The organism is Streptomyces sp. NPDC127108, from assembly GCF_042677545.1.
Lineage (GTDB): Bacteria > Actinomycetota > Actinomycetes > Streptomycetales > Streptomycetaceae > Streptomyces.
The window spans coordinates 165,171-185,491 of record NZ_JBHXTE010000011.1 but is presented as its reverse complement, the minus strand read 5'-3'; the positions used below and the strand labels follow the sequence as shown (position 1 = coordinate 185,491).

The 20,321-nt window shown below is 73.0% G+C and carries 17 protein-coding genes; 5 read left to right on the top strand and 12 right to left on the bottom strand.

Features of this window, described 5'->3' with window-relative positions; translation table 11 throughout:
• Positions 1-16 precede the first annotated feature (16 nt).
• Complete coding sequence (locus ACFVHO_RS12100; RefSeq protein ID WP_385712681.1) at positions 17-439, top strand: DUF5990 family protein; 423 nt, start codon at positions 17-19, stop codon at positions 437-439.
• 219 nt (positions 440-658) lie between these two features.
• Here ACFVHO_RS12100 and ACFVHO_RS12095 read toward each other — a convergent pair whose 3' ends face one another.
• Both ACFVHO_RS12095 and ACFVHO_RS12090 read right to left on the bottom strand, forming a co-directional pair.
• Positions 659-1,291, bottom strand: coding sequence for a DUF305 domain-containing protein (locus ACFVHO_RS12095; protein ID WP_385712722.1), 633 nt, complete (start codon positions 1,289-1,291; stop codon positions 659-661).
• 7 nt (positions 1,292-1,298) lie between these two features.
• Entirely contained in the window at positions 1,299-1,970 is a 672-nt protein-coding gene (locus tag ACFVHO_RS12090) for a DUF3105 domain-containing protein (RefSeq protein ID WP_385712680.1), read from the bottom strand.
• A gap of 368 nt (positions 1,971-2,338) precedes the next feature.
• On the opposite strand from ACFVHO_RS12090, the gene ACFVHO_RS12085 reads away from it, so the two are divergent.
• Complete coding sequence (locus tag ACFVHO_RS12085) at positions 2,339-3,700, top strand: glutamine synthetase family protein (protein ID WP_385712720.1); 1,362 nt, start codon at positions 2,339-2,341, stop codon at positions 3,698-3,700.
• A gap of 103 nt (positions 3,701-3,803) precedes the next feature.
• Here ACFVHO_RS12085 and ACFVHO_RS12080 read toward each other — a convergent pair whose 3' ends face one another.
• Together ACFVHO_RS12080 and ACFVHO_RS12075 are read right to left on the bottom strand one after the other, a co-directional pair.
• Positions 3,804-4,238 (bottom strand): VOC family protein, encoded by a 435-nt coding sequence (locus ACFVHO_RS12080; protein WP_385712678.1) that lies wholly within the window; start codon positions 4,236-4,238, stop codon positions 3,804-3,806.
• A gap of 53 nt (positions 4,239-4,291) precedes the next feature.
• A complete protein-coding gene (locus ACFVHO_RS12075; RefSeq protein WP_385712676.1) occupies positions 4,292-4,804 on the bottom strand; it encodes a pyridoxamine 5'-phosphate oxidase family protein in 513 nt (170 codons plus the stop codon).
• A gap of 119 nt (positions 4,805-4,923) precedes the next feature.
• Here ACFVHO_RS12075 and ACFVHO_RS12070 point away from each other — a divergent pair, with 119 nt between their 5' ends.
• Complete coding sequence (locus ACFVHO_RS12070; protein ID WP_385712674.1) at positions 4,924-7,947, top strand: bifunctional [glutamine synthetase] adenylyltransferase/[glutamine synthetase]-adenylyl-L-tyrosine phosphorylase; 3,024 nt, start codon at positions 4,924-4,926, stop codon at positions 7,945-7,947.
• A gap of 9 nt (positions 7,948-7,956) precedes the next feature.
• On the opposite strand, the gene ACFVHO_RS12065 is transcribed toward ACFVHO_RS12070, so the two are convergent.
• The 3 genes from ACFVHO_RS12065 to ACFVHO_RS12055 all read right to left on the bottom strand — a co-directional run bounded on the left by ACFVHO_RS12065 (position 7,957) and on the right by ACFVHO_RS12055 (position 11,779).
• A complete protein-coding gene (locus ACFVHO_RS12065) occupies positions 7,957-8,832 on the bottom strand; it encodes a phosphatase PAP2 family protein (RefSeq protein WP_385712673.1) in 876 nt (291 codons plus the stop codon).
• Between the two features lie 118 nt (positions 8,833-8,950).
• Positions 8,951-9,979 (bottom strand): LacI family DNA-binding transcriptional regulator, encoded by a 1,029-nt coding sequence (locus tag ACFVHO_RS12060; protein WP_385712671.1) that lies wholly within the window; start codon positions 9,977-9,979, stop codon positions 8,951-8,953.
• A gap of 48 nt (positions 9,980-10,027) precedes the next feature.
• Positions 10,028-11,779, bottom strand: a complete 1,752-nt coding sequence (locus ACFVHO_RS12055; protein ID WP_385712670.1) for a glycoside hydrolase family 13 protein — start codon at positions 11,777-11,779, stop codon at positions 10,028-10,030.
• 348 nt (positions 11,780-12,127) lie between these two features.
• Here ACFVHO_RS12055 and ACFVHO_RS12050 point away from each other — a divergent pair, with 348 nt between their 5' ends.
• Together ACFVHO_RS12050 and ACFVHO_RS12045 are read left to right on the top strand one after the other, a co-directional pair.
• Positions 12,128-13,840, top strand: coding sequence for a SpoIIE family protein phosphatase (locus tag ACFVHO_RS12050; protein WP_385712668.1), 1,713 nt, complete (start codon positions 12,128-12,130; stop codon positions 13,838-13,840).
• A gap of 100 nt (positions 13,841-13,940) precedes the next feature.
• Positions 13,941-14,300, top strand: a complete 360-nt coding sequence (locus tag ACFVHO_RS12045) for a 5-carboxymethyl-2-hydroxymuconate Delta-isomerase (RefSeq protein ID WP_385712666.1) — start codon at positions 13,941-13,943, stop codon at positions 14,298-14,300.
• A 40-nt stretch (positions 14,301-14,340) separates the two neighbouring features.
• On the opposite strand, the gene ACFVHO_RS12040 is transcribed toward ACFVHO_RS12045, so the two are convergent.
• The 5 genes from ACFVHO_RS12040 to ACFVHO_RS12020 all read right to left on the bottom strand — a co-directional run bounded on the left by ACFVHO_RS12040 (position 14,341) and on the right by ACFVHO_RS12020 (position 20,024).
• Positions 14,341-15,045: a TetR/AcrR family transcriptional regulator gene (locus tag ACFVHO_RS12040; protein ID WP_087883817.1), complete on the bottom strand. Its 705-nt coding sequence runs from the start codon at positions 15,043-15,045 to the stop codon at positions 14,341-14,343.
• A 105-nt stretch (positions 15,046-15,150) separates the two neighbouring features.
• Positions 15,151-16,242 carry a PDR/VanB family oxidoreductase gene (locus ACFVHO_RS12035; RefSeq protein WP_385712664.1) on the bottom strand — a complete coding sequence of 364 codons (1,092 nt, stop codon included), beginning with the start codon at positions 16,240-16,242 and terminating at the stop codon, positions 15,151-15,153.
• A 1-nt stretch (position 16,243) separates the two neighbouring features.
• Positions 16,244-17,158 carry a metal-dependent hydrolase gene (locus ACFVHO_RS12030; protein ID WP_385712662.1) on the bottom strand — a complete coding sequence of 305 codons (915 nt, stop codon included), beginning with the start codon at positions 17,156-17,158 and terminating at the stop codon, positions 16,244-16,246.
• Between the two features lie 335 nt (positions 17,159-17,493).
• Entirely contained in the window at positions 17,494-19,458 is a 1,965-nt protein-coding gene (locus ACFVHO_RS12025) for a hypothetical protein (protein WP_385712719.1), read from the bottom strand.
• Positions 19,459-19,526: 68 nt separating this feature from the next.
• Positions 19,527-20,024: a tetratricopeptide repeat protein gene (locus ACFVHO_RS12020; RefSeq protein ID WP_385712660.1), complete on the bottom strand. Its 498-nt coding sequence runs from the start codon at positions 20,022-20,024 to the stop codon at positions 19,527-19,529.
• Positions 20,025-20,321 lie beyond the last annotated feature (297 nt).

Below are 20,321 nucleotides of genomic sequence, written 5' to 3'. Positions count from 1 at the left end.
TGGTGGACTGAACCGCATGACTCAGAAGCTGACCGTGCGCCTCGTCGGCCGTGATCTGCCCGGGGCCGAGTGCGGGGACTATCGGGACGTGCACGTGGGTGTGCAGCGCGGCGCCGAGCCCGACCAGCTGGTCCGGGCCGACGCGGCCGAGGCGGTGTTCGAGTTCGAGGTGGCGGTGGTCGCCGCGCCCGACGGCGGTGCCGACTTCAAGGGGCCTCATGTCCAGGGGAAGCGGGGTGAGCGCTTCTTCTACCTCACCTGGGGCGAGCTGCCTCCCGGCGGGACGTTCACGATGTTCCGCCGCGCCAAGCTGTGGTTCGGTGATCTGCCGGAGGGGGTGGTGGGGGCGGGGGTCGCCGTCGGTGAGGTGGGGCTCACGGATCGGGCGGGGATGCCGCTGTGCGCGGGGGTTCGGCCGCCGGGGGTGGTGTGGGGGTAGGCCTCGCGGGTGCGCCCCAGTCCCGCCCCTTCTCCGAAACCGGGGGCTGCGCCCCCTGGACCCCCCTGATCGGCGCTTCGCGCCTCGTCCTCAATCGCCGGACGGGCTGGAGGGTGTGCGGCTGAGTTTTAGCCCCTCCGGCGTTTGAGGAGCGGGGTCTGGGGCGGAGCCCCAGTTTCGGTGAAGGGGTGGGCCTGGGGCGCCCCCGCGAGGGCACCCCTACGGCTTCGCGCCCCGCGCCTTCAGCAAGTCGGCCATCAGCTTGACCTCGGACTCCTGGGACTCGACCATCCCCTGCGCGAGCCGCCGCTCAACCTGCACGTCGCACCGCTCGACACACCCCTGAGCCATATGGATGCCACCCTGGTGATGGGCGGTCATCAGCTTCAGGTAGAAGATCTCGGCCTGCTTGCCGTTCAGCTCCCCGAGCCGCTTCATCTGCGCGTTCGTGGCCATACCGGGCATGAGGGAGCCGTCGCCCGCAGAGGGGACGCCGGTCATGTCCATCCACTCCATGGGCTCGCCGGGCGGCACCTTGGGCAGCTCCCACAGGTCGAGCCAGCCCAGCATCATGCCGCGCTGGTTGGCCTGGGTCTGGGCGATGTCGTAGGCGAGACGGCGGATCTCCTTGTTCCGGGTGCGGTCCCGGATGACGTAGGACATCTCGACGGCCTGCTGATGGTGGACGGCCATGTCCCGGGCGAACCCCGCGTCGGCGGACGTGCTCGACGGCGCGTCGGCGGCACCGGAGGAGCCGGAGGACCCGTCGGTGGAGGCGACGGCGGCGGTGATGCCGCCCGCCGCGATCACCGCTCCGGCGACGGCGCCGATCAGCCAGTCCCTGCGCTTCATCACGGCGTCACTGCCCGAGGCCGTTGGTGCAGGCCGCACCGGGCTCGGGGGTCTGCTTGCCCTGGACGTAGGTGGAGAAGAAGGAGCCGACCTGCTTGTCGTCGGCGCTCTTCACCACCCGCTGGTGCCCCCAGGCCGACAGCAGGATCGGGTCCTTCTGCTTCTTCACGGGGCTCATCAGGGAGTACGGGGTCTTCTTGACCTTGGCTTCCAGCTTCTTCAAGTCAGCGGGCTTCGCCTGGTCGTTGTACGTCACCCAGACCGCGCCGTGCTCCAGGGAGTGCACGGCGTTCTCGTTCGGGATGTCCTTGGTGTAGACGTCGCCGTTGCAGTTCATCCACACCTGGTTGTGGTTGCCGCCGACCGGCGGGGTCACCGGGTAGTTCACCTTGCCGCCGACGTGGGTGCGGCCGAGCTTCTTGGCGTCCCAGACCCGCTCGCCGTCGGCGGTCGTGGTGAACTTGGCGACCGCCTTGGCGTCACCCGCCTTGCCGGATTCCTTGTCGTCGTCGGCCTGCGAGATGAGGAAGTAGCCGCCGACGCCGAGCGCGGCGACGATGACCGCGCTCAAGGTGATGGTGAGCACGCTGTTGCGGCGCTCGCGGGCGCGTTCGGCGCGCCGCATCTCCTCTATCCGTGCCTTGCGCTCGGCGCTGCTCGTCTTCTTGGCGGAACCCATGGTGTGTCCTTCTGCGGAAAGCGACGGAGTCGGATGGGTTGAACAAGGGGCGTTGCGAGTGCGTTGATCGTAGCCTCCACGTCGGCGGGCGGAGGAGGCGCTCTGTCAAATACTGCACGGGTGGCACGGGGGAGGGCCGCCACCATCCGGCCGATCCCGGCCACATGGATCTCGGCCACCCCGCCCCGGCCGCCCCGCCCGAGCCCGGTGCCCGTCCCGGATACCCCGGGCCCGGGTGAGCGTGCACTATGGGCAAGGAGCGGCCGCAACGCGCACGAAACCGTGTGGTGGGATGCTCGTGTGCCGGGGCGACGTCCCATGGCTTGGGAGCAGCCGGTTCCGACCAGCAAGGATGGGTGGAAGTCGAGATGGACAAGCAGCAGGAGTTCGTGCTCCGCACTCTGGAGGAGCGCGACATCCGGTTCGTGCGCCTGTGGTTCACGGACGTACTCGGCTTCCTGAAGTCGGTCGCGGTCGCTCCCGCCGAGCTTGAACAGGCCTTCGACGAGGGCATCGGCTTCGACGGCTCGGCCATCGAGGGCTTCGCCCGCGTCTACGAGTCCGACATGATCGCCAAGCCGGACCCCGGCACCTTCCAGGTCCTGCCCTGGCGCGCCGAGGCCCCCGGCACGGCCCGGATGTTCTGCGACATCCTGATGCCGGACGGCTCCCCGTCCTTCGCGGACCCCCGTTACGTACTGAAGCGGGCGCTCGCCAAGACCTCCGACCTCGGGTTCACCTTCTACACCCACCCCGAGATCGAGTTCTTCCTGCTCAAGGACAAGCCTCTGGACGGCTCCCGGCCGATCCCCGCCGACAATTCCGGCTACTTCGACCACACCCCGCAGAACGTGGGCATGGACTTCCGCCGCCAGGCCATCACGATGCTCGAATCCATGGGCATCTCGGTCGAGTTCAGCCACCACGAGGGCGCCCCCGGCCAGCAGGAGATCGACCTCCGCTACGCCGACGCCCTCTCCACGGCCGACAACATCATGACGTTCCGCCTGGTCATGAAGCAGGTGGCCCTGGAGCAGGGCGTCCAGGCGACCTTCATGCCGAAGCCGTTCTCCGAGCACCCCGGCTCCGGCATGCACACCCACCTGTCGTTGTTCGAGGGCGACAGGAACGCCTTCTACGAGTCCGGCGCCGAGTACCAGCTCTCCAAGGTCGGCCGTTCCTTCATCGCGGGCCTGCTGAAGCACGCCGCCGAGATCTCCGCGGTCACCAACCAGTGGGTGAACTCCTACAAGCGCATCTGGGGCGGCTCGGAGCGCACCGCGGGCGCCGGCGGCGAGGCCCCCTCGTACATCTGCTGGGGCCACAACAACCGCTCCGCCCTCATCCGGGTGCCCATGTACAAGCCCGGCAAGACCGGCTCGGCCCGCGTCGAGGTCCGCTCCATCGACTCCGGCGCCAACCCGTACCTGACGTACGCCGTCCTCCTCGCCGCGGGCCTCAAGGGCATCGAGGAGGGCTACGAGCTGCCGCCGGGCGCCGACGACGACGTCTGGGCCCTCTCCGACGCGGAGCGGCGCGCCATGGGGATCGAGCCCCTGCCGCAGAACCTCGGCGAGGCGATCGCCCTCATGGAGCGGTCGGAGCTGGTCGCCGAGACGCTCGGCGAGCACGTGTACGACTTCTTCCTCCGGAACAAGAAGCAGGAGTGGGAGGAGTACCGGTCCGAGGTGACCGCCTTCGAGCTCCGCAAGAACCTGCCGGTTCTGTAACCCGGACGATGCCGCAGCCGCGTCTGCTCAGTGCCTCGGCAGACGCGGCTGCGGCTTTGTCGTGGTTGCTCGCGCAGTTCCCCGCGCCCCTTTCTGGGGCCCGTCAGGTGGAGGGCACAATGGCGTCCCGCAACGGCGTCTTCGCGCGGACGCGGTATTCCTGGATGGCCCACCCGTTGCCGTCCGGGTCCGTGAAGTACATGAACGTCGCGCCGTCCTGCTCGGAGTACTGGACCGGCTCGGTGACGTCCAGGCCGCGGGCCTTCAGCTCGGTGTGGGCCTGCTTGATGTCGGCCACGCACAGCTGGAGGCCGTGGTAGCTGCCGGGCTCCGGGGTGGGCCCCGGGGTGGTCTCCCAGATGGCGTCGCCCAGCATGATGGAACAGCCGGACCCGGGCGGCGTGAGCTGCACGATCCGCACGCCCGGCAGGACCTCCGCGTCGATGTCGACGTGGAAGCCGCACTTGCTCTCGTAGAACTCCTTGGCGCGGTCGATGTCGCTGACGGGCACGCCGATCACTTCGAGTGTGTAGTCCATGGGACGAGTACAGCAGCGATCGGGCGGCTTGTCCGGGGGAAGGACCCCGTGCGTCAGGGGAAGCGGTAACGCGTCTGGCTGAACGGCTCGCCCTTGCCGAACCCGAACGCTGTTCGGGGCGCCACCGCGAAGACGTACGCGCGTCCCGACGGGTGGAGGAAGCAGCCGTCCCCCACGTCGTAGTGGAAGAAGCCGCCGTACTTCTCCTCCCAGGCCGCCGCGAGCTCCCGCAGCAGCGCCCCGTCCGTGGTCCGGACCGCCGTGCCCTCGACGACCACGTCCAGGCCCTTGTCCCAGAGGTTGGCGCCGGTCGTCAGGACGACCTCGGGGTTGGCCTCCAGGTTGCGGGCCTTGCGCTCCTCCGGGCCGGTGGAGAAGTACAGGGCGTCCCCGTGCCACAGGGCGCTCAGCGGGGTGACGTGCGGGCGCCCGTCGGGACGCACCGTCGAGATCCAGAACAGCTCGGCCGCCGCGAGGGCGTCCCGGGCCTGTGGCCAGGGGGTCGCGGCGACCCCCTCGCTGCTGTAGCGGGCGTCGACGTCGGTACGGGGGTCCTGGCTCGGCATGACGTGGCCTCCTGGTCTCCATGCTCCTGTCCCGGTACGGACCCCGCACGCGGGCAGAACTCATCGGCCGGGCCCTGGGTAGGCTCGTGGCCAGGAACAGGCGAGCGAAAGGCGCGGGGATGACGGTGCCGCAGGGGCGCAGGAGCAGCATGTTCACGCGGCTGCTGCGGTACGGGTTCACCGATCCGTCCACCGCCGAACGCCTCCTCGCCGCGCCCGAGCTCGACGCCGTCCGCACCGACCCGGTGCTCCTCGACGCCCTCGGCGCCACCGCCGACCCGGACCTGGCGCTGCTCGGCCTCGTCCGGCTCACGGAGGCGCAGCCGGACCACACCGCGCGCCGCGAACTGCTCGACACCCTGATCAGCGCCAAGCCCCTGCGGGACCGCCTGCTCGGCGTCCTCGGCGCCTCCGAGGCCCTCGCCGACCACCTCGCCCGGCACCCGGGGGACTGGCGGGCCCTGGTCACGTACGAGGCCTCCGATCTGCACCCGGGCGTCGCCGAGTTCGAGCGGGGCCTCGCCGAGGCCGACGACCCGGTGTCGCTGCGCGTCGCCTACCGCCGCTGCCTGCTGTCCATCGCCGCCCGTGACGTGTGCGGCACCACGGACGTCGCCGAGACCGCCGCCGAGCTCGCCGACCTCGCCACGGCCACCCTGCGCGCCGCGCTCGCCATGGCCCGCAGGGCCGCGCCCACCGACGCCGCGCAGTGCCGCCTCGCGGTGATCGCGATGGGCAAGTGCGGCGGCCACGAGCTGAACTACGTCTCCGACGTCGACGTGATCTTCGTGGCGGAGGCCGTGGGGGCACCCCCGGGCCCTTCAGGCACTGGGGGAGGCGCTGACGAGGACAAGGCGCTGCGGGCCGCCACCCGCCTCGCCTCGCACCTGATGCGGATCTGCTCCGAGACCACGGTCGAGGGCACCATCTGGCCGGTCGACGCCAACCTGCGCCCCGAAGGCAGGAACGGCCCGCTGGTGCGGACCCTGTCCAGCCATCTCGCGTACTACCAGCGGTGGGCGAAGACCTGGGAGTTCCAGGCGCTGCTCAAGGCGCGGCCCGTCGCCGGTGACGCCGAGCTGGGCGCGGACTACGTGGCCGCCGTCGCGCCGCTGGTGTGGCAGGCCGCCGAGCGCGAGAACTTCGTCACCGACGTGCAGAAGATGCGCCGCCGCGTCGTCGAGAACATCCCCGCGGGCGAGGTCGACCGTGAGCTGAAGCTCGGACCCGGCGGCCTGCGCGACGTCGAATTCGCCGTCCAGCTGCTCCAGTTGGTGCACGGCCGCGCCGACGCCTCGCTGCGCAGCGGCACCACGCTCGACGCCCTCGCCGCGCTCGCCGCGGGCGGCTACGTGGGGCGCGTGGACGCCACCCAGCTCGACGACGCCTACCGCTTCCTGCGCTCCCTGGAACACCGCATCCAGCTCTACCGGCTCCGCCGCACCCACCTGCTGCCCGACGGCGACGCCGACCTGCGCCGCATCGGCCGCTCCCTGGGCATGCGCACCGAGCCCCTCACCGACCTCGCCCGCGCCTGGAAGCGGCACACCTCCGTGGTCCGCCGCCTGCACGAGAAGCTGTTCTACCGCCCGCTGCTCGACGCCGTCGCCCAGCTCGCCCCCGGCGAGTCCCGGCTCAGCACGGAGGCCGCCAGGGAACGCATGGTGGCCCTCGGGTACGCCGACCCCGGCGCGGCCCTGCGGCACCTGGAGGCCCTCGCGTCCGGCGTGACCCGCAAGGCCGCCATCCAGCGCACCCTGCTGCCCGTCCTGCTCGGCTGGTTCGCCGACTCCGCCGACCCCGACGCGGGCCTCCTCGGCTTCCGCAAGGTGTCCGACGCGCTCGGCAAGACCCCCTGGTACCTGCGGCTCCTGCGCGACGAGGGCGCCGCGGCGGAGAACCTGGCCCGGGTCCTCTCGGCCGGCCGGTTCGCCCCCGACCTGCTGCTTCGCGCGCCCGAGGCGGTGGCGCTGCTCGGCGACGCCCGCGGCCTCGAACCACGCGAACGCGGCCCCCTGGAACAGGAGGTCCTCGCCGCCGTGGGCCGCGCCGACGGCGGCGAGCAGGCGGTCGCGGCGGCCCGCGGGGTGCGGCGGCGCGAGCTGTTCCGCACCTCGGCCGCCGACCTCATCGCCTCCTACGGCACCGAGGAGAGCCCCGCCGAGGCGGACGTGGGCGCGCTCGTGGACCGCGTCGGCACCGCCGTGTCCGACCTGACGGCCGCCACCATCGCGGGCACGCTGCGCGCGGTGGTCCGCGCGGGCTGGGGCGAGACGCTGCCGACCCGGTTCGCGGTCATCGGCATGGGCCGCTTCGGGGGCCGGGAGCTGAGCTACGGCTCGGACGCGGACGTGCTGTTCGTGCACCAGCCGCGCGAGGGCGTGGACGACCAGGAGGCCGCGAAGGCCGCGAACGCCGTCGTCGCCGAGATGCGCCGGCTGCTGCAACTGCCGAGCGCCGACCCGCCCCTGGTCATCGACGCGGACCTGCGCCCCGAGGGCAAGTCGGGGCCGCTGGTGCGCACCCTGAAGTCGTACGAGGCCTACTACCGCCGCTGGTCCCTGGTCTGGGAGTCGCAGGCGCTGCTCCGGGCCGACCCGGTCGCGGGCGACGCCGATCTCGGCCGTGCCTTCGTCGACCTCGTGGACCCGCTGCGCTATCCCGCCGAGGGCCTCGGCGAGGACGCCGTCCGCGAGATCCGCCGCCTCAAGGCCCGCATGGAGTCCGAGCGGCTGCCCCGCGGCGCCGACCCCACCCTGCACACCAAGCTCGGCCGCGGCGGCCTCTCCGACGTCGAGTGGACCGTCCAGCTGCTCCAGCTGCGGCACGGCTGGGCCGAGCCGGGGCTGCGCACCACCCGCACCCGCGAGGCGCTGCACGCCGCGTGCGCGGCCGGTCTGATCGCCACGGAGGACGCGGCGATCCTCGACGAGGCCTGGGTGCTCGCCTCCCGCGTGCGCAACGCGGTGATGCTGGTGCGGGGGCGCGCGGGCGACACGTTCCCTTCGGACGGCAGGGAGCTTGCCGCCGTCGGACGCTACTTGGGCTACGACGCGGGTCAGGTCGGCGTGATGCTGGACGACTACCGCAGGATCACCCGGCGGGCGCGGGCGGTGGTGGAGGAGCGGTTCTACGGGGCGTAGCCGGGCGCCCTAGCGGGCGGTGTACGTCTTCTTCTTCCGCGGCTGTGGCTCCGTCACCAGCTTCGGCAGGGCGTACGGCAGCTTTCCGTACCAGAGGCGCGCCACCGTGTAGCCGAACGCCAGGCAGATCATGCCGCCGACCGCGTCCAGCCAGAAGTGGTTGGCGGTGGCCACGATCACGACCAGGGTGAGCGTCGGGTAGAGCAGGCCGAGGACCTTCACCCAGGGCACCGACGCGAGCGCGAAGATCGTCAGGCCGCACCACAGGGACCAGCCGATGTGCATCGACGGCATGGCCGCGTACTGGTTCGACATGTTCTTCAGGTCTCCCGAGGCCATCGAGCCCCAGGTGTTGTGGACGACGACCGTGTCGATGAAGTCGCCGCCGGGCACGAGACGGGGCGGCGCGAGCGGATACAGGTAGTAACCGAGGAGGGCGACGGCGGTCGTCGCGAAGAGCACCAGACGTGTGGCCGCGTACCGGCCGGGATGGCAGCGGTAGAGCCACACCAGGACGCCGAGCGTCACGATGAAGTGCAGCGTCGCGTAGTAGTAGTTCATGCCGACGATGAGCCATGTCACCGAGTCGACCGCGTGGTTGACCGAGCGCTCGAAGGCGAGGCCGAGGCTCTGCTCGACGTCCCAGATCCAGTCGGCGTTGCGCAGCGCGGCCGACTTCTGCTCCGGGACGGCGTTGCGGATCAGTGAGTACGTCCAGTAACTCACCGCGATCAACAGGATCTCGAACCACAGCTTCGGGCGCCGGGGCGTGCGCAGCCGACGCAGGAGATTCCGCCCATTGCGGTCATCTGCCTCGCCCGCGATGGGTGATGAGGTGGTGGGCCCCTGTTGGCCTTCCAGTGTCGTCACAGTCATCTCACCCATAGGCACAGAGTCTGCCAGATAGCCACCACTGCTCAGATCATCCCCCGGTCGGGTTCCGGCCGCATTCCCTACGCCCCAAGTACGAGGAGGTCCCCTCCGCCCCGAGGACGACGGACCCCTAGGCCCCGGGGGCCGTGCGCGCGGCCGTCGAGCCCCTGACCACCAGCTCCGGCATGAACACGAATTCGCTGTGGGGGGCGGGGGTACCCCCGATCTCCTCCAGCAGGGTGCGCACCGCGGCCTGGCCCATCGCGGGCACCGGCTTGCGGACCGTGGTCAGCGGCGGATCGGTGAAGGCGACGAGCACCGAGTCGTCGAAGCCGACCACCGAGACGTCGTCCGGCACCTCCAGGCCCCGCTCCCGCGCGGCCCGTATGGCGCCGAGCGCCATCATGTCGCTGGCGCACACCACGGCCGTGCAGCCCCGGTCCAGGAGCGCCGCCGCCGCTGCCTGTCCGCCTTCGAGCGTGTACAGGGAGTGCTGGATCAGCTCCGTCTCGATGTCCTCCGGCGGCAGCCGGAACGTCTCCCGCATCGACCGCGTGAACCCCTCGATCTTCCGCTGTACGGGGACGAAGCGCCGCGGCCCGAGGGCGAGCCCGACCCGGGTGTGCCCGAGCGAGGCCAGGTGGGTGACGGCCAGGCGCATCGCCGCCCGGTCGTCGGGCGAGATGAAGGGCGCCCGCACCTTCGGCGAGAAGCCGTCCACGAGGACGAACGGCACCCCCTGCGCGCGCAACTGCTCGTAGCGCTCGGTGTCCGCCGTGGTGTCCGCGTGCAGACCCGAGACGAAGATGATGCCCGCGACGCCGCGGTCCACCAGCATCTCGGTCAGCTCGTCCTCGGTGGAGCCGCCCGGGGTCTGGGTGGCGAGCACCGGGGTGTACCCCTGCCGGGTCAGGGCCTGGCCGATCACCTGGGCGAGGGCGGGGAATATCGGGTTCTCCAGCTCCGGCGTGATCAGGCCGACCAGACCCGCGCTCCGCTGCCGCAGCCGCACGGGCCGTTCGTAGCCGAGGACGTCGAGGGCGGCGAGCACGGACTGGCGGGTGGCCGCAGCGACGCCCGGCTTGCCGTTCAGGACCCGGCTCACGGTCGCCTCGCTGACCCCCGCCTGTGCTGCGATGTCGGCCAGTCGCGCGGTCACAGGGTTGGACTGTACCGGTCGTCCCTCACGCTGCCCACCGGTCGGGTCTCACCGCTCCCACCAGACCGTGGTGTCCGGCGGGAGCACGGCGTCGGTGCCGGGTTCGCCCAAGTCGGCCGCCGGGACGCGCGAGTTGAGGCTGCACAGCAGCGGGGTGCCGGGGGCGGGAAGCGTGACAGGGCGGTCGGTGAGGTTCGTCGTCACGACGAGGGTGCGGCCCGCGGCGGTCCTGCGGAACACGAGCACGCCCTCGGGCGCCTCCCCCCACTCCACGTCCCGGCCCGCGCCGAGCGCCGGGTGCGCGCGGCGCAGCGCGAGCGCCGCCCGGTACAGCTCCAGGGTCGAGGCCGGATCGCCCTTCTGCGCCGCGACCGTGAGGTCCGCCCACCCCGCGGGCTGCGGCAGCCAGCTCGGGCCGCCCGCGACGGGCCCGAACCCGAACGGCGGCCGCGCGCCGGACCACGGCAGCGGCACCCGGCACCCGTCCCGCGTGCCCTCCTGCCCGGAGCCCTGCCGCCCTTCCTGTCCCTCCTGTCCTTCCGCCCCCTCCTGCCCGTTCTGCCCGGCGCCGCGGAAGAACGCCGGGTCCTGGCGCACCTCGTCGGGCAGGTCCGTCACCTCGGGCAGGCCCAGTTCCTCGCCCTGGTAGAGGTACGCCGAGCCGGGCAGCGCCAGCATCAGGAGCGTGGCGGCGCGGGCTCGGCGCAGCCCCCTGGCCGGGTCGCCGTCGGCGAAGCGCGTGGTGTGCCGCACCACGTCGTGGTTGGAGAGCACCCACGTCGCGGGCGCGGCCACGGAGTTCATCGCGTCCAGGGAGCGGTCGACGACGGCGCGCAGCGCGGCCGCGTCCCAGCCCGTCGTCAGATACGCGAAGTTGAAGGCCTGGTGCAGCTCGTCGGGGCGCAGGTACAGCGCGCTGCGCTCCACGGTCGGCGTCCACGCCTCGGCGACGGCGACGCGCTCGCCGTCGTAGCCGTCGAGCAGCTTCCGCCAGTCCCGGTAGATCTCGTGCACGCCGTCCTGGTCGAAGTACGGCACGGGCGCGGCGCCCAGGAGCTTGACCTGCTCGCCGTGGCCGACGTCCGGCAGGCCCGGCGCCTTGATCAGGCCGTGGGCGACGTCCACGCGGAAGCCGTCCACGCCGAGGTCGAGCCAGAAGCGCAGGATGGAGCGGAACTCGTCGCGTACGGCGGGGTGTTCCCAGTTGAAGTCGGGCTGCTCGGGCGCGAACAGGTGCAGGTACCAGTCGCCGGGGGTGCCGTCGGGGTCGGTGGTGCGGGTCCAGGCCGGGCCGCCGAAGACGGACTCCCAGTCGTTGGGCGGCAGTTCGCCGTCGGAGCCCTTGCCGGGGTGGAAGTGGAAGCGCTCCCGCAGCGGCGACGCGGGGCCGTCGGCCAGGGCCGCGCGGAACCACTCGTGCTCGTCCGAGCAGTGGTTGGGGACGATGTCGACGATCACCCGCAGGCCCAGCTCATGGGCCCGGCGCACCAGTTCGTCGGCGTCGGCGAGGGTGCCGAAGACGGGGTCGACCACGCGGTAGTCGGCGACGTCGTACCCGGCGTCGGCCTGCGGCGAGGCATAGAACGGCGACAGCCAGACGGCGTCCACGCCGAGGTCCCTGAGGTGCGGCAGACGCGCTGTCACGCCCGGCAGGTCGCCCATGCCGTCGCCGTCGGCGTCGGCGAAGCTGCGCGGGTAGACCTGGTAGATGACGGCGTCGTGCCACCAGCCGAGGCGGGCGGCGCGGACGCCGTCGGTGGTGGTGACGGTGCTGGTGGCGTCGGTGATGTGCTGGGTCATGAAGTCCCTTGCCGGTACGGGGATTCCCTGCCGTTCCCCACAGTGTCGCCCCGACGGATCCGGGCACTGGGATGAACGTGCCGCGCGAGGCGAAGGTCACGAACGCCGGGCGGACCTCGCCCGGGAGAGGGCGGATCTTAGCGCCAGGCCCGGCGCGGCCGTGCCGGGTCGGGTGATCTCCACCGTTCCAGGTCGTACCGTGGCCACGTACTCCCCGGTGGTGTGTTAGAGCGCTAGCGTGGACAGGCAGGCCCCAAAAGGGCTTGTTACCGTCCACCGCTCCTGGGGGATGTCCACGTGGGCGTCAGGGACAAAGCAGTAAAAGGTGAAAAAGGGGAGGCCGGGTCTGTGGTCACCACGGTCCTGGTCGTCGACGACGTGGCCGCGAGCCGGTACGCGCTGGGCGCGGTGCTGCGCCGCGCGGGCCACCGGGTCGTCCTGGCCGCGAGCGCGGGGGAGGCGCTGACCGAACTCGACGTGCGGCTGCGCGCGGGCGAACTGCCCGACGTGGCCCTCGTCGACGTGGGCCTGCCCGACATGAGCGGCTACGACCTGTGCCGCCGCCTGAAGGCGTCCCCGACGACCGCGTCCCTGCCCGTCGTGCACTTCTCCGCCGCCGCGCACGGCTCCGCGGACCGCTGCCGCGGCCTCGACGCGGGCGGCGAGTCCTATCTGACCGTGCCCGCCGAACCGGAGGAGATCGCCGCCGTCGTCCGCGCCGCCGCCCGCGGCGCCCGGCACCGCAGCGCCGCCCAGACCCGGGCGGGCCGCCTCAGCCGCCTCGCCGAGGCCGTCCTCGACGTGCAGTCCGCGAGCACGGTGCGCGAGCTGGTGGACGCGGCGGCGACCGGAGCGTCCGCCCTCTCCGACGCCCCCGCAGCGGCCTTCGTCCTCGGCGAGGAGGGCGAGATCCACTGCGGCCGCTCCCAGCGCCGCACCGTCGCACCGCCGCCCGGCGCCGACGCGCACGAGAGCGCCGCCCACCTGATGTGGCGCCTGATGTCCGGCCGGAGCGGCGTCCACACCACGACCGTGCCCGGGCCGATGTGGCCCGCGGGGTTCGTGGGGGTGGCGCGGGAGCCCTCGCAGTTCACGGCGAGCCGCGGCGAGGGGCTCTTGGACCAGGCGTGCAAGGGGTATCCGGCCCGCTGGTCGGACGGCGGCGCGGCGGCGGCCGCCGGGCTCTCCGCGCCAGGGGAGGGGGCGCTGCTCGCCCTCGCCCGCACCCGCGAGGACCGCGCGCCGGTGTGCCTGGCCACCGCCGCGTACGCCCAGGACTCCGCGCCCGACCTCGGCCGCCTCGCGCACGCCACGGCCCGCGTCGCGGAACGGCTGCTCATGTACGAGAAGGAACGCCACATCGCGCTGACCCTCCAGCACAGCTTCCTGCCCAGCGCGCTGCCCGACCTGCCGGGCACCGAGATCGTCGTCCGCTACGAACCCGCGTCCCGGCAGGCGGAGATCGGCGGCGACTTCTACGCGGCGCTGCCCACCCCCGCCGGGGTGCTCACCGGCATCGGCGACGTCGTCGGCCACTCCCTCGACGCGGCCACGGTGATGGTGGAACTGCGCCACGCCCTGCGCGCGTACTGCGTCGAGGACCCCGACCCCGCCCGCCTCGCCACCCGCCTCGACCGGATGCTCCAGCGCTACCACCCCGACGTCACCGCCACCATGTGCCTGACCCTCGTCGACCCGCCCACGGGCCGCACCCGCGTCGCGAACGCGGGGCACATCCCGCCGCTCGTCGTGAGCGACGCGGGCCCCGCCGCCTACATCAAGGCGAACGGCCCGCTGCTCGGCCTCGGCCTCGACCGGCCGCCGCCCGTGGAGACCCGGCTCGCCCCCGGCGACCGCATGCTGATGGTCACCGACGGACTCATCGAGACCCGCGGCACGGACCTCGCCGTGTCCATGGAGCACCTGCGCCTGGCGGCCGCCGCCGCCCCGCCCGGCGTGACCGCCCTGTGCGACACGCTCCTGGAGAGCTTCGGCCGCGAACGGGACGACGACATCGCACTGTTGGCACTGCGCCTGACCGCCCCGACCGTCGGCGCGTAGCGAGCCGTGCGGGGCCCGGTCCGCCTTGCGCCACGGGCCCGTACGGAGACAGGGTGATCAACACATACCCGTATCCGTACGCACGCCGGAGAGAGCACCCATGCCGCAGATCACCGTCGACTACTCCGAGCCGCTCGCGGACTCCTTCGACCGGCGGGGCCTCGCGCTCGCGCTGCACCCGCTGCTCGTCGAGGAGACGGCCGCCACCCTGGAGGCCTGCAAGACCCGCTTCGTGCGGACGGAGGAGACCGTCGTGGGCGGCGACGAGGACGGGCACGCGGTGGTGCACGTGCTGATCGGTCTGCTCCCCGGCCGCACGGCCGAGGTCAGGGCGCGCGTGACGGACGCGACGGTCGAACTCGTACGCCGCCATCTCAAGCCCGTGGCGGGGCGCGTGGTGCACGTCTCGGCGGAGGTGCGCGACCTCGACGCCTCCTACCGCAAGGCGACGGACGCCTGAGGCACCGACCGCCCGCCGGGCGCGACCGGCCCCCGCCGGGCTACGGAAGCACCGCGCGCGGCGCCAGCGCGGCGAGCCGGCCGAGCAGGTCCGCGAACGGCCCGTCGGCGGGCTCGTCCGCGAGGATGCCGCCGAGCAGCAGCGCCATCTCGTCGTCGTAGGCGGCGCTCACCGCCGCCAACGCCGCGAAGTCATGGACGAGTTGGAGCTCGAGCTCGGCGCGCGGAATGCGGCGGCCGTCCAACCAGATCAGTGCCGTGGACTCGGCGAGGGAGATCCAGGAGCGCACCACCAGTTCGAGCCGGGCGGGCGGCGCCGTGACGCCGAGGTGCGCGAGGATCTGGTCGTACGCGGCCTGCCGCACCGAGTCGATGAGCGCGTTCGTCGTCGACGAGCCCACCGCGGGGCCGCCGCGCATCAGCGCGGAGAAACCCGGCCCGTGCTCGTCGACGAAGCCGAGGAAACGTCCCGTCACGCGCAGCAGCCGCGCCCCCAGCGGCCCCTCGTGCGGTTCGACGAACCGCTCGGCCAGCTCGTCGGCGGCCCGCTTGAGCGCCGCCTCGTACAGGCTGAGCTTGCCGGGGAAGTAGTGGTACACGAGCGGGCGTGAGATGCCCGCGGCCGACGCTATCTCGTCGATGGAGACGTCGTCGGGCGAGCGGTTGCTGAACAGTTCGAGGGCGACCCCGATCAGTTGCTGCCGCCGCTCCTCGACACCCATCCTGCGGCGCATCCCGGTAGTCATGCGAACACTCTACCGATGTGATCCGGCCGCGAACGGACGCCCCCGCTCCGCCTGTTCGCCCGGGACCGGTGCCCCAGCTGCGCCCCAGCCGTGTCCGCCGCGCCGCTAGGCGTCGAGTACGAGCCGCGTACCGCGCGCCCGCGACACGCAGATCAGCATCGAGTCCCCGCGCTCGCCGTCGGTGAGCAGCTCGTCGCGGTGGTCGATCTCGCCCTCCAGGACCCGGTGTTGGCAGGTCCCGCAGAACCCCTGCTCGCAGGAGTACGGAGTGTCGGGCAGCTCGGCGCGGACGGCCGCGAGCACCGTGGTGTCCGCGCCCACGGTCACCGTGCGGCCGCTGCGCCGCAGTTCGACCTCGAAGGCGCTCTCGCCGCCCGCGGCCGCGGCGGGCGCGAACCGCTCCAGGTGCAGCGCGCACCCCTCGGGCAGCACCCCGGCGACGGCGTCCATGAGCCCCTCGGGCCCGCACACGTACACGGCACCCGCCGCGCCCTGCCCGAGGAAGCCCCCCACATCGGGCCGCCCGCTCTCGTCCTCGGCGACGACGACCACCCGGCCGCCCGGCCCGCCCAGCTTCTCCAGCTCCTCCAGGAAGGGCATCGAGGCCCGGCTCCGCCCGCAGTACAGCAGCCGCCAGTCGGCACCCGCCGCCTCCACGGCCCGCACCATGGCGAGGATCGGTGTGATCCCGATCCCGCCCGCGACGAAGGCGTACGACGCGGCGCCGTCGAGGAGCGGGAACCGGTTGCGCGGCCCGCGCACCTCCACCTCCACCCCCTCGCGCAGCGCCTCGTGCACCTCGCGGGACCCGCCGCGGCCGCCCTCGTCCGCCCCGATGAGCCGCGTGGCCACGGTGTACGAGGACGAGTCCTCGGGATCCCCGCACAGCGAGTACTGCCGCACGAGACCCGAAGGCAGTACGAGATCCAGATGTGCGCCGGGCTCCCAGGCGGGCAGCTCGGCCATGTGCCCGCCCTCCAGGCGCAGTTGTACGACGCCGTCGGCGACCCGCTCGTGCCGGGCGACGCGCAGCCGCAGCGCCCGCGAACGCGGCTGCCCGGAGACGGGCTCCTCCAGGGCGGGCAGCGGCCACAGCGGGGAGGCCCCGATGCGGCGGCGCAGGGCGCGGCGGGCGAGGAGGGCGGCGCCGGTCGCGACGATCACGGCGCGGGTGGTGCGGGGCAGGGGCAGCGGCATGTCAGGCGGCCCCGTTCGCGCGGGCCTCGGCGGCGGTGGCCGCGGGGGACGAGGCGAGGTAGGCGACGGCCTGCTCGGTGCTGCCCTCCTGCGAGGGGTGGTAGGCGCGGCTCAGATAGCGCGGGATGGAGCGGATCATGTCGCCGGTGGTGGGCAGGGTGCCGGCCCGGCCGCTGCGGTGGAAGTCCCGGAAGGAGGCCTTGCCGTCGACGAGCGTCGGGTCGTTCTCCATGAAGAACCGGGCGCCGCGCTGCCACAGGAACACCAGCGCGGTGAAGGCGGTGGCCCAGGTGCGGGCGCGGCGGCGGTAGCTCCCGTCGACGTGCATGAACAGGTCGAAGGCGACCGCCCGGTGCTCGACCTCCTCCGCGCCGTGCCAGCGCAGCAGGTCCAGCATCGTCGGATCGGCCCCGCGTCGGTCCAACTCCTGTGCGTTGAGCACCCAGTCGCCCAGGAACGCGGTGTAGTGCTCGATCGCCGAGATCATCGCGACGCGCTCCATCAGCCACCACTGCCGGGGTTTGCCCGGCGGCAGGGTGCGGTCGCCGAGCAGCTTCTCGAAGAGCCAGTCGACCTGGGCGGTGTACGGGGTGGGGTCGAGGCCCTGCTCCCGCAGGTGCGGCAGGACTTCGTCGTGGGCCTGTGAGTGCATGGCCTCCTGGCCGATGAACCCGATGACGTCCTCGCGCAGCCGCTCGTCGCGGATGAGCGGGAGCACCTGCTTGTACACGTGCACGAACCAGCGTTCGCCTGCCGGGAGCAGGAGGTGCAGCACGTTGATCGTGTGCGTCGTGAAGGGGTCCCCCGGGAGCCAGTGGAGCGGGGTGCTCTCCCAGGAGAAGGAGACGTTGCGTGCCTTGAGCGCTATGTGCTCGGAGGCGACGGGCTGCGGGAGCCGGGCCCTCGTATTAGACATGGCGTCAATGTACTGGTGGGTAGCTGGGGTGGTACAGGTGTGTGCGGCGACTTTCCCCAATCCCGCCCCTTCCCGATCCCGGGGCTCCGCCCCTGGACCCCGGGGGTGGGTCTCCCGTGTGGGTGGGACGGTCCGCCCCCGGTCGGCCTGCGGCCTCGTCCTCAAACGCCGGACGGGCTGAAAACTTCCCCGGGGCGGGCCGGAGCGGTGCTGTGGGCCAGGTGTTTCGGGGCTGATGGTGCCGGGCTGTTGGTCTGTTGGTGCGAGTTTGGGCGGGTGGGTGGGAGAAAAGCCTGTCCGGCGTTTGAGGACGAGGCGCGGAGCGGCGATCGGGGTCAGCGCAGGGTGGGGAGTTTCGTGCCGTCGGGCAGGGTGCCCGTCACCGTGGGGCGGGTGCCCTGACGGGTGGGTGCGGCGAGGACGTTGCCGGAGACGCGCTCACCGCCGGACACGGCCACGGAGGACACGTCCTTGCTGCCGGCGGCGAGCAGATACCAGCCCCCCGCAGGGGACTTCCACAACACCCCGGCCAGCACCCGCGGCTCCCGCACCCCACAGTCAGGCCCCCCTTCGGCCTTGGCGGCAACAGCCCCCGCCCCGCCCCCGGGCGCGAGGAACTGGGCGAGCACCCGCCCACCCCCACCACGCCAGGTCTCGGCCCGGGTGCACACCCACGCCGCACCCCCGCTGCCATCGGGCAGCGCCTGCCGGGCGTACTGCCAGGAGTTCACGACCCGCACCCCGTGCGACCGGGCCGCGGCGAGGGAGCAGGCGGTCCGCGCCCAGTCCTGGGGCGCGGCCTCACGGGGCGCGTCGGGCCGCCCCGCGGTGAGGCGCGCGGGCGTCAGCTCACCGAGGTCGGTGGCGAGCCGGGACGCCCCGGTGTGGTCGCGGAGCTGAAGGGCGTTCCAGGACCGGCACTCGCGGGCGAGGGCGGGACTGCCGAAGGGGTCGGTGACCCCGTCGGCGGAGCGCCGCAGCGCCGTGACGGCGGCATCGGGCTTGAGGAGATCGCGTACGACGGCCGTACGCACCCACGGCGCCGTCAGATAGCGGACGTTGCCGTCGGCGCGACCCACGACGACGGCCCCGGAGTCACCGGCCTCCGCGCCGTCCACGCGGGCGAAGTCGAGCGCGGCGCCACCGGTCCCGTCCTGCGGCTCGGCGTACCGCACGACGCGCAGCCCGTCGTACAGGAGCACCACACGGGCCCCGTCGACGGGCCCCGCGAACAGCAGTTGCGGGGGCCCGGGCGGCGCCCCCGACGCGGTGCCCGGCGTCGCGGACACCTGCACGGTCTCGCCGGGCCGCGCCCATACGGCGAGGGCGCGCCGCAACAGTGCCTTGTCGTCGGTGAGTTCGCCGCGCGCGGGCCATACGGAGAAGTCGGTGCGCGCGGACTGCTTCCAGGCGGCGGGCGCGGCCCGGGTGAGCCGCCCGGGGTCGAGGGCGGCCTCGGCGGCGGGGTTCTTCGCGTACGGGGGCGCGGCGGCGCCGTCCGGGCCCCAGCCGTCGCCGGGCATGCCGAGCAGCGCCCCGCACACGAGGGCGGCGACGGCCGCGACGGCGGCGGCCTTCAGGTGCTGGCGGCGGCGCATCAGATCGGTGGGCCGGGCCTGCAGGGAGCACGGGTCGAACTCGGGGGACTCCAGGAGCGCGGCCGGGCCCCGGCCGCCGGGCGGGCCGTCGGCGCCGACCTCGGCGAGCGCGGCGGCGATGCCGTCGGCCTCCTCGGAGTCCGGGTCGGTGTCGACGCCGACCGCGTCGAGGATCCGCCGCGTCTCGTCGTCCGTGAGCCGTTCGAGCCCGCGCAGGACGTACGCGGCGCGGGCGGGCCCGGACAGGGCGGCGAGCCGCTGGTCCAGGGCGAGTTCGTCGGCGCCGCCGGAGCGTGGGAACAGCCTGAGGCCCCACACCTGCGGCAGCAGCGGGGGCAGTTGGGCCCGCTTGGGCCAGGCCCGCCGTCGCAGCGGCAGCCCGGCGTCCAGCGCGGCGCGCAGCACTTGGCAGCGGACGTAGGCGTAGCCGGGGTCGGTGCCCCGGCCCGCCTGCCTGCGCTGGTCGGGGACCGCCGGGGCGCTGGCGCGGCCGCGGGGGAGCGCCCGCTGGACCAGGGCGTGCGCGGTCAGGACGCGGCGGTTGCGGCCGAGGGCCGGGGGCAGCACCAGGTAGGCGAGGCGGACCAGGCGCGGGTAGTGCTCGACGAGGGCGGCCTCGGCCTGCTCCACGTCGACGACGGGTGATGCGGGGCCGCTCGGGGAGGCGGCTTTCGTGGACTGCGATGACGACACGTTCAGCAGAACGAGCGAATCGTCCGGCGGTCACTTCACGCTGGTCGGCGCGGGGCCTTCGGCGGGGGTGCGTGGGGTCACTCGGGCTCGACCAGGAGGCGTGCGTAGTTCGCCATCGAGCGCTGGTAGCGCGGGAGATGGGGGGCGAGGGCGCCCACCGCCAGGGAGACGGCCTCGCGGCCCCGGTCCGCGTCGATCAGGCACAGGGCCAGGGTGGCGCGTACGGCGTCGTCCAACTCGTCGTGCTCCGCGTCCAGTTCCGGGGTGAGCAGGGCGATGCCCTCCTCGACGCGGCCCGTGTTCCGCAGGGAGCTGGCCATTTGGATCACTGTGCGGCGTCTTTGGTAGCCCTCGATGCCGCGGGTCAGGGCCTCCTGGTACAGGGGGACCGCCTTGTCCGAGTGGCCGGTCGAGTCGAAGGCGCAGGCCCGTTCGAACGGGCCCCGGGCGCTGTCCTCCGGCAACTCCGCGACCAGTTCGTCGATCCGCTCCCTGAACTCCCCGGCCCGCTCCTCCCCGTACGCGTCGAACTCGCCCCACGCGGAGGCCATGCGCTTCTCCCAGTCTGCGTCCATCGCCACACTCTGGCACGCGGGTGGGCCGACGGCACCCCGAATTCTCGGCGCTCCGCGCCTGGTCCTCAAACGCCGGACGGGCTCTCTCCCACCCACCCGCCCAACCTCGCACCGGCAGCCCAACAGCCCGGCACCATCAGCCCCGAGAGGGTCACCCCCGGATCGCGCTCCGCGCTCGTCCTCAATCGCCGGACGGGCTTTCTCCCACCCACCCGCCCCCGCCATTGCTTCGGACAAGGTGGTCCGCACTGTCTGCTCGGTGCGCCTTCGGCCCGCCTCGGTGAAGTGGTTTTCAGC

Coding starts and splice junctions, on each gene's coding strand:
- ACFVHO_RS12020 (WP_385712660.1), bottom strand. CDS start 20,024: ATGGACGCAGACTGGGAGAAGCGCATGGCCTCCGCGTGGGGCGAGTTC.
- ACFVHO_RS12095 (WP_385712722.1), bottom strand. CDS start 1,291: ATGAAGCGCAGGGACTGGCTGATCGGCGCCGTCGCCGGAGCGGTGATC.
- ACFVHO_RS12075 (WP_385712676.1), bottom strand. CDS start 4,804: ATGCCGAGCCAGGACCCCCGTACCGACGTCGACGCCCGCTACAGCAGC.
- ACFVHO_RS12055 (WP_385712670.1), bottom strand. CDS start 11,779: ATGACCCAGCACATCACCGACGCCACCAGCACCGTCACCACCACCGAC.
- ACFVHO_RS12030 (WP_385712662.1), bottom strand. CDS start 17,158: ATGTCTAATACGAGGGCCCGGCTCCCGCAGCCCGTCGCCTCCGAGCAC.
- ACFVHO_RS12100 (WP_385712681.1), top strand. CDS start 17: ATGACTCAGAAGCTGACCGTGCGCCTCGTCGGCCGTGATCTGCCCGGG.
- ACFVHO_RS12070 (WP_385712674.1), top strand. CDS start 4,924: ATGACGGTGCCGCAGGGGCGCAGGAGCAGCATGTTCACGCGGCTGCTG.
- ACFVHO_RS12065 (WP_385712673.1), bottom strand. CDS start 8,832: ATGGGTGAGATGACTGTGACGACACTGGAAGGCCAACAGGGGCCCACC.
- ACFVHO_RS12090 (WP_385712680.1), bottom strand. CDS start 1,970: ATGGGTTCCGCCAAGAAGACGAGCAGCGCCGAGCGCAAGGCACGGATA.
- ACFVHO_RS12040 (WP_087883817.1), bottom strand. CDS start 15,045: ATGACTACCGGGATGCGCCGCAGGATGGGTGTCGAGGAGCGGCGGCAG.
- ACFVHO_RS12080 (WP_385712678.1), bottom strand. CDS start 4,238: ATGGACTACACACTCGAAGTGATCGGCGTGCCCGTCAGCGACATCGAC.
- ACFVHO_RS12085 (WP_385712720.1), top strand. CDS start 2,339: ATGGACAAGCAGCAGGAGTTCGTGCTCCGCACTCTGGAGGAGCGCGAC.
- ACFVHO_RS12035 (WP_385712664.1), bottom strand. CDS start 16,242: ATGCCGCTGCCCCTGCCCCGCACCACCCGCGCCGTGATCGTCGCGACC.
- ACFVHO_RS12045 (WP_385712666.1), top strand. CDS start 13,941: ATGCCGCAGATCACCGTCGACTACTCCGAGCCGCTCGCGGACTCCTTC.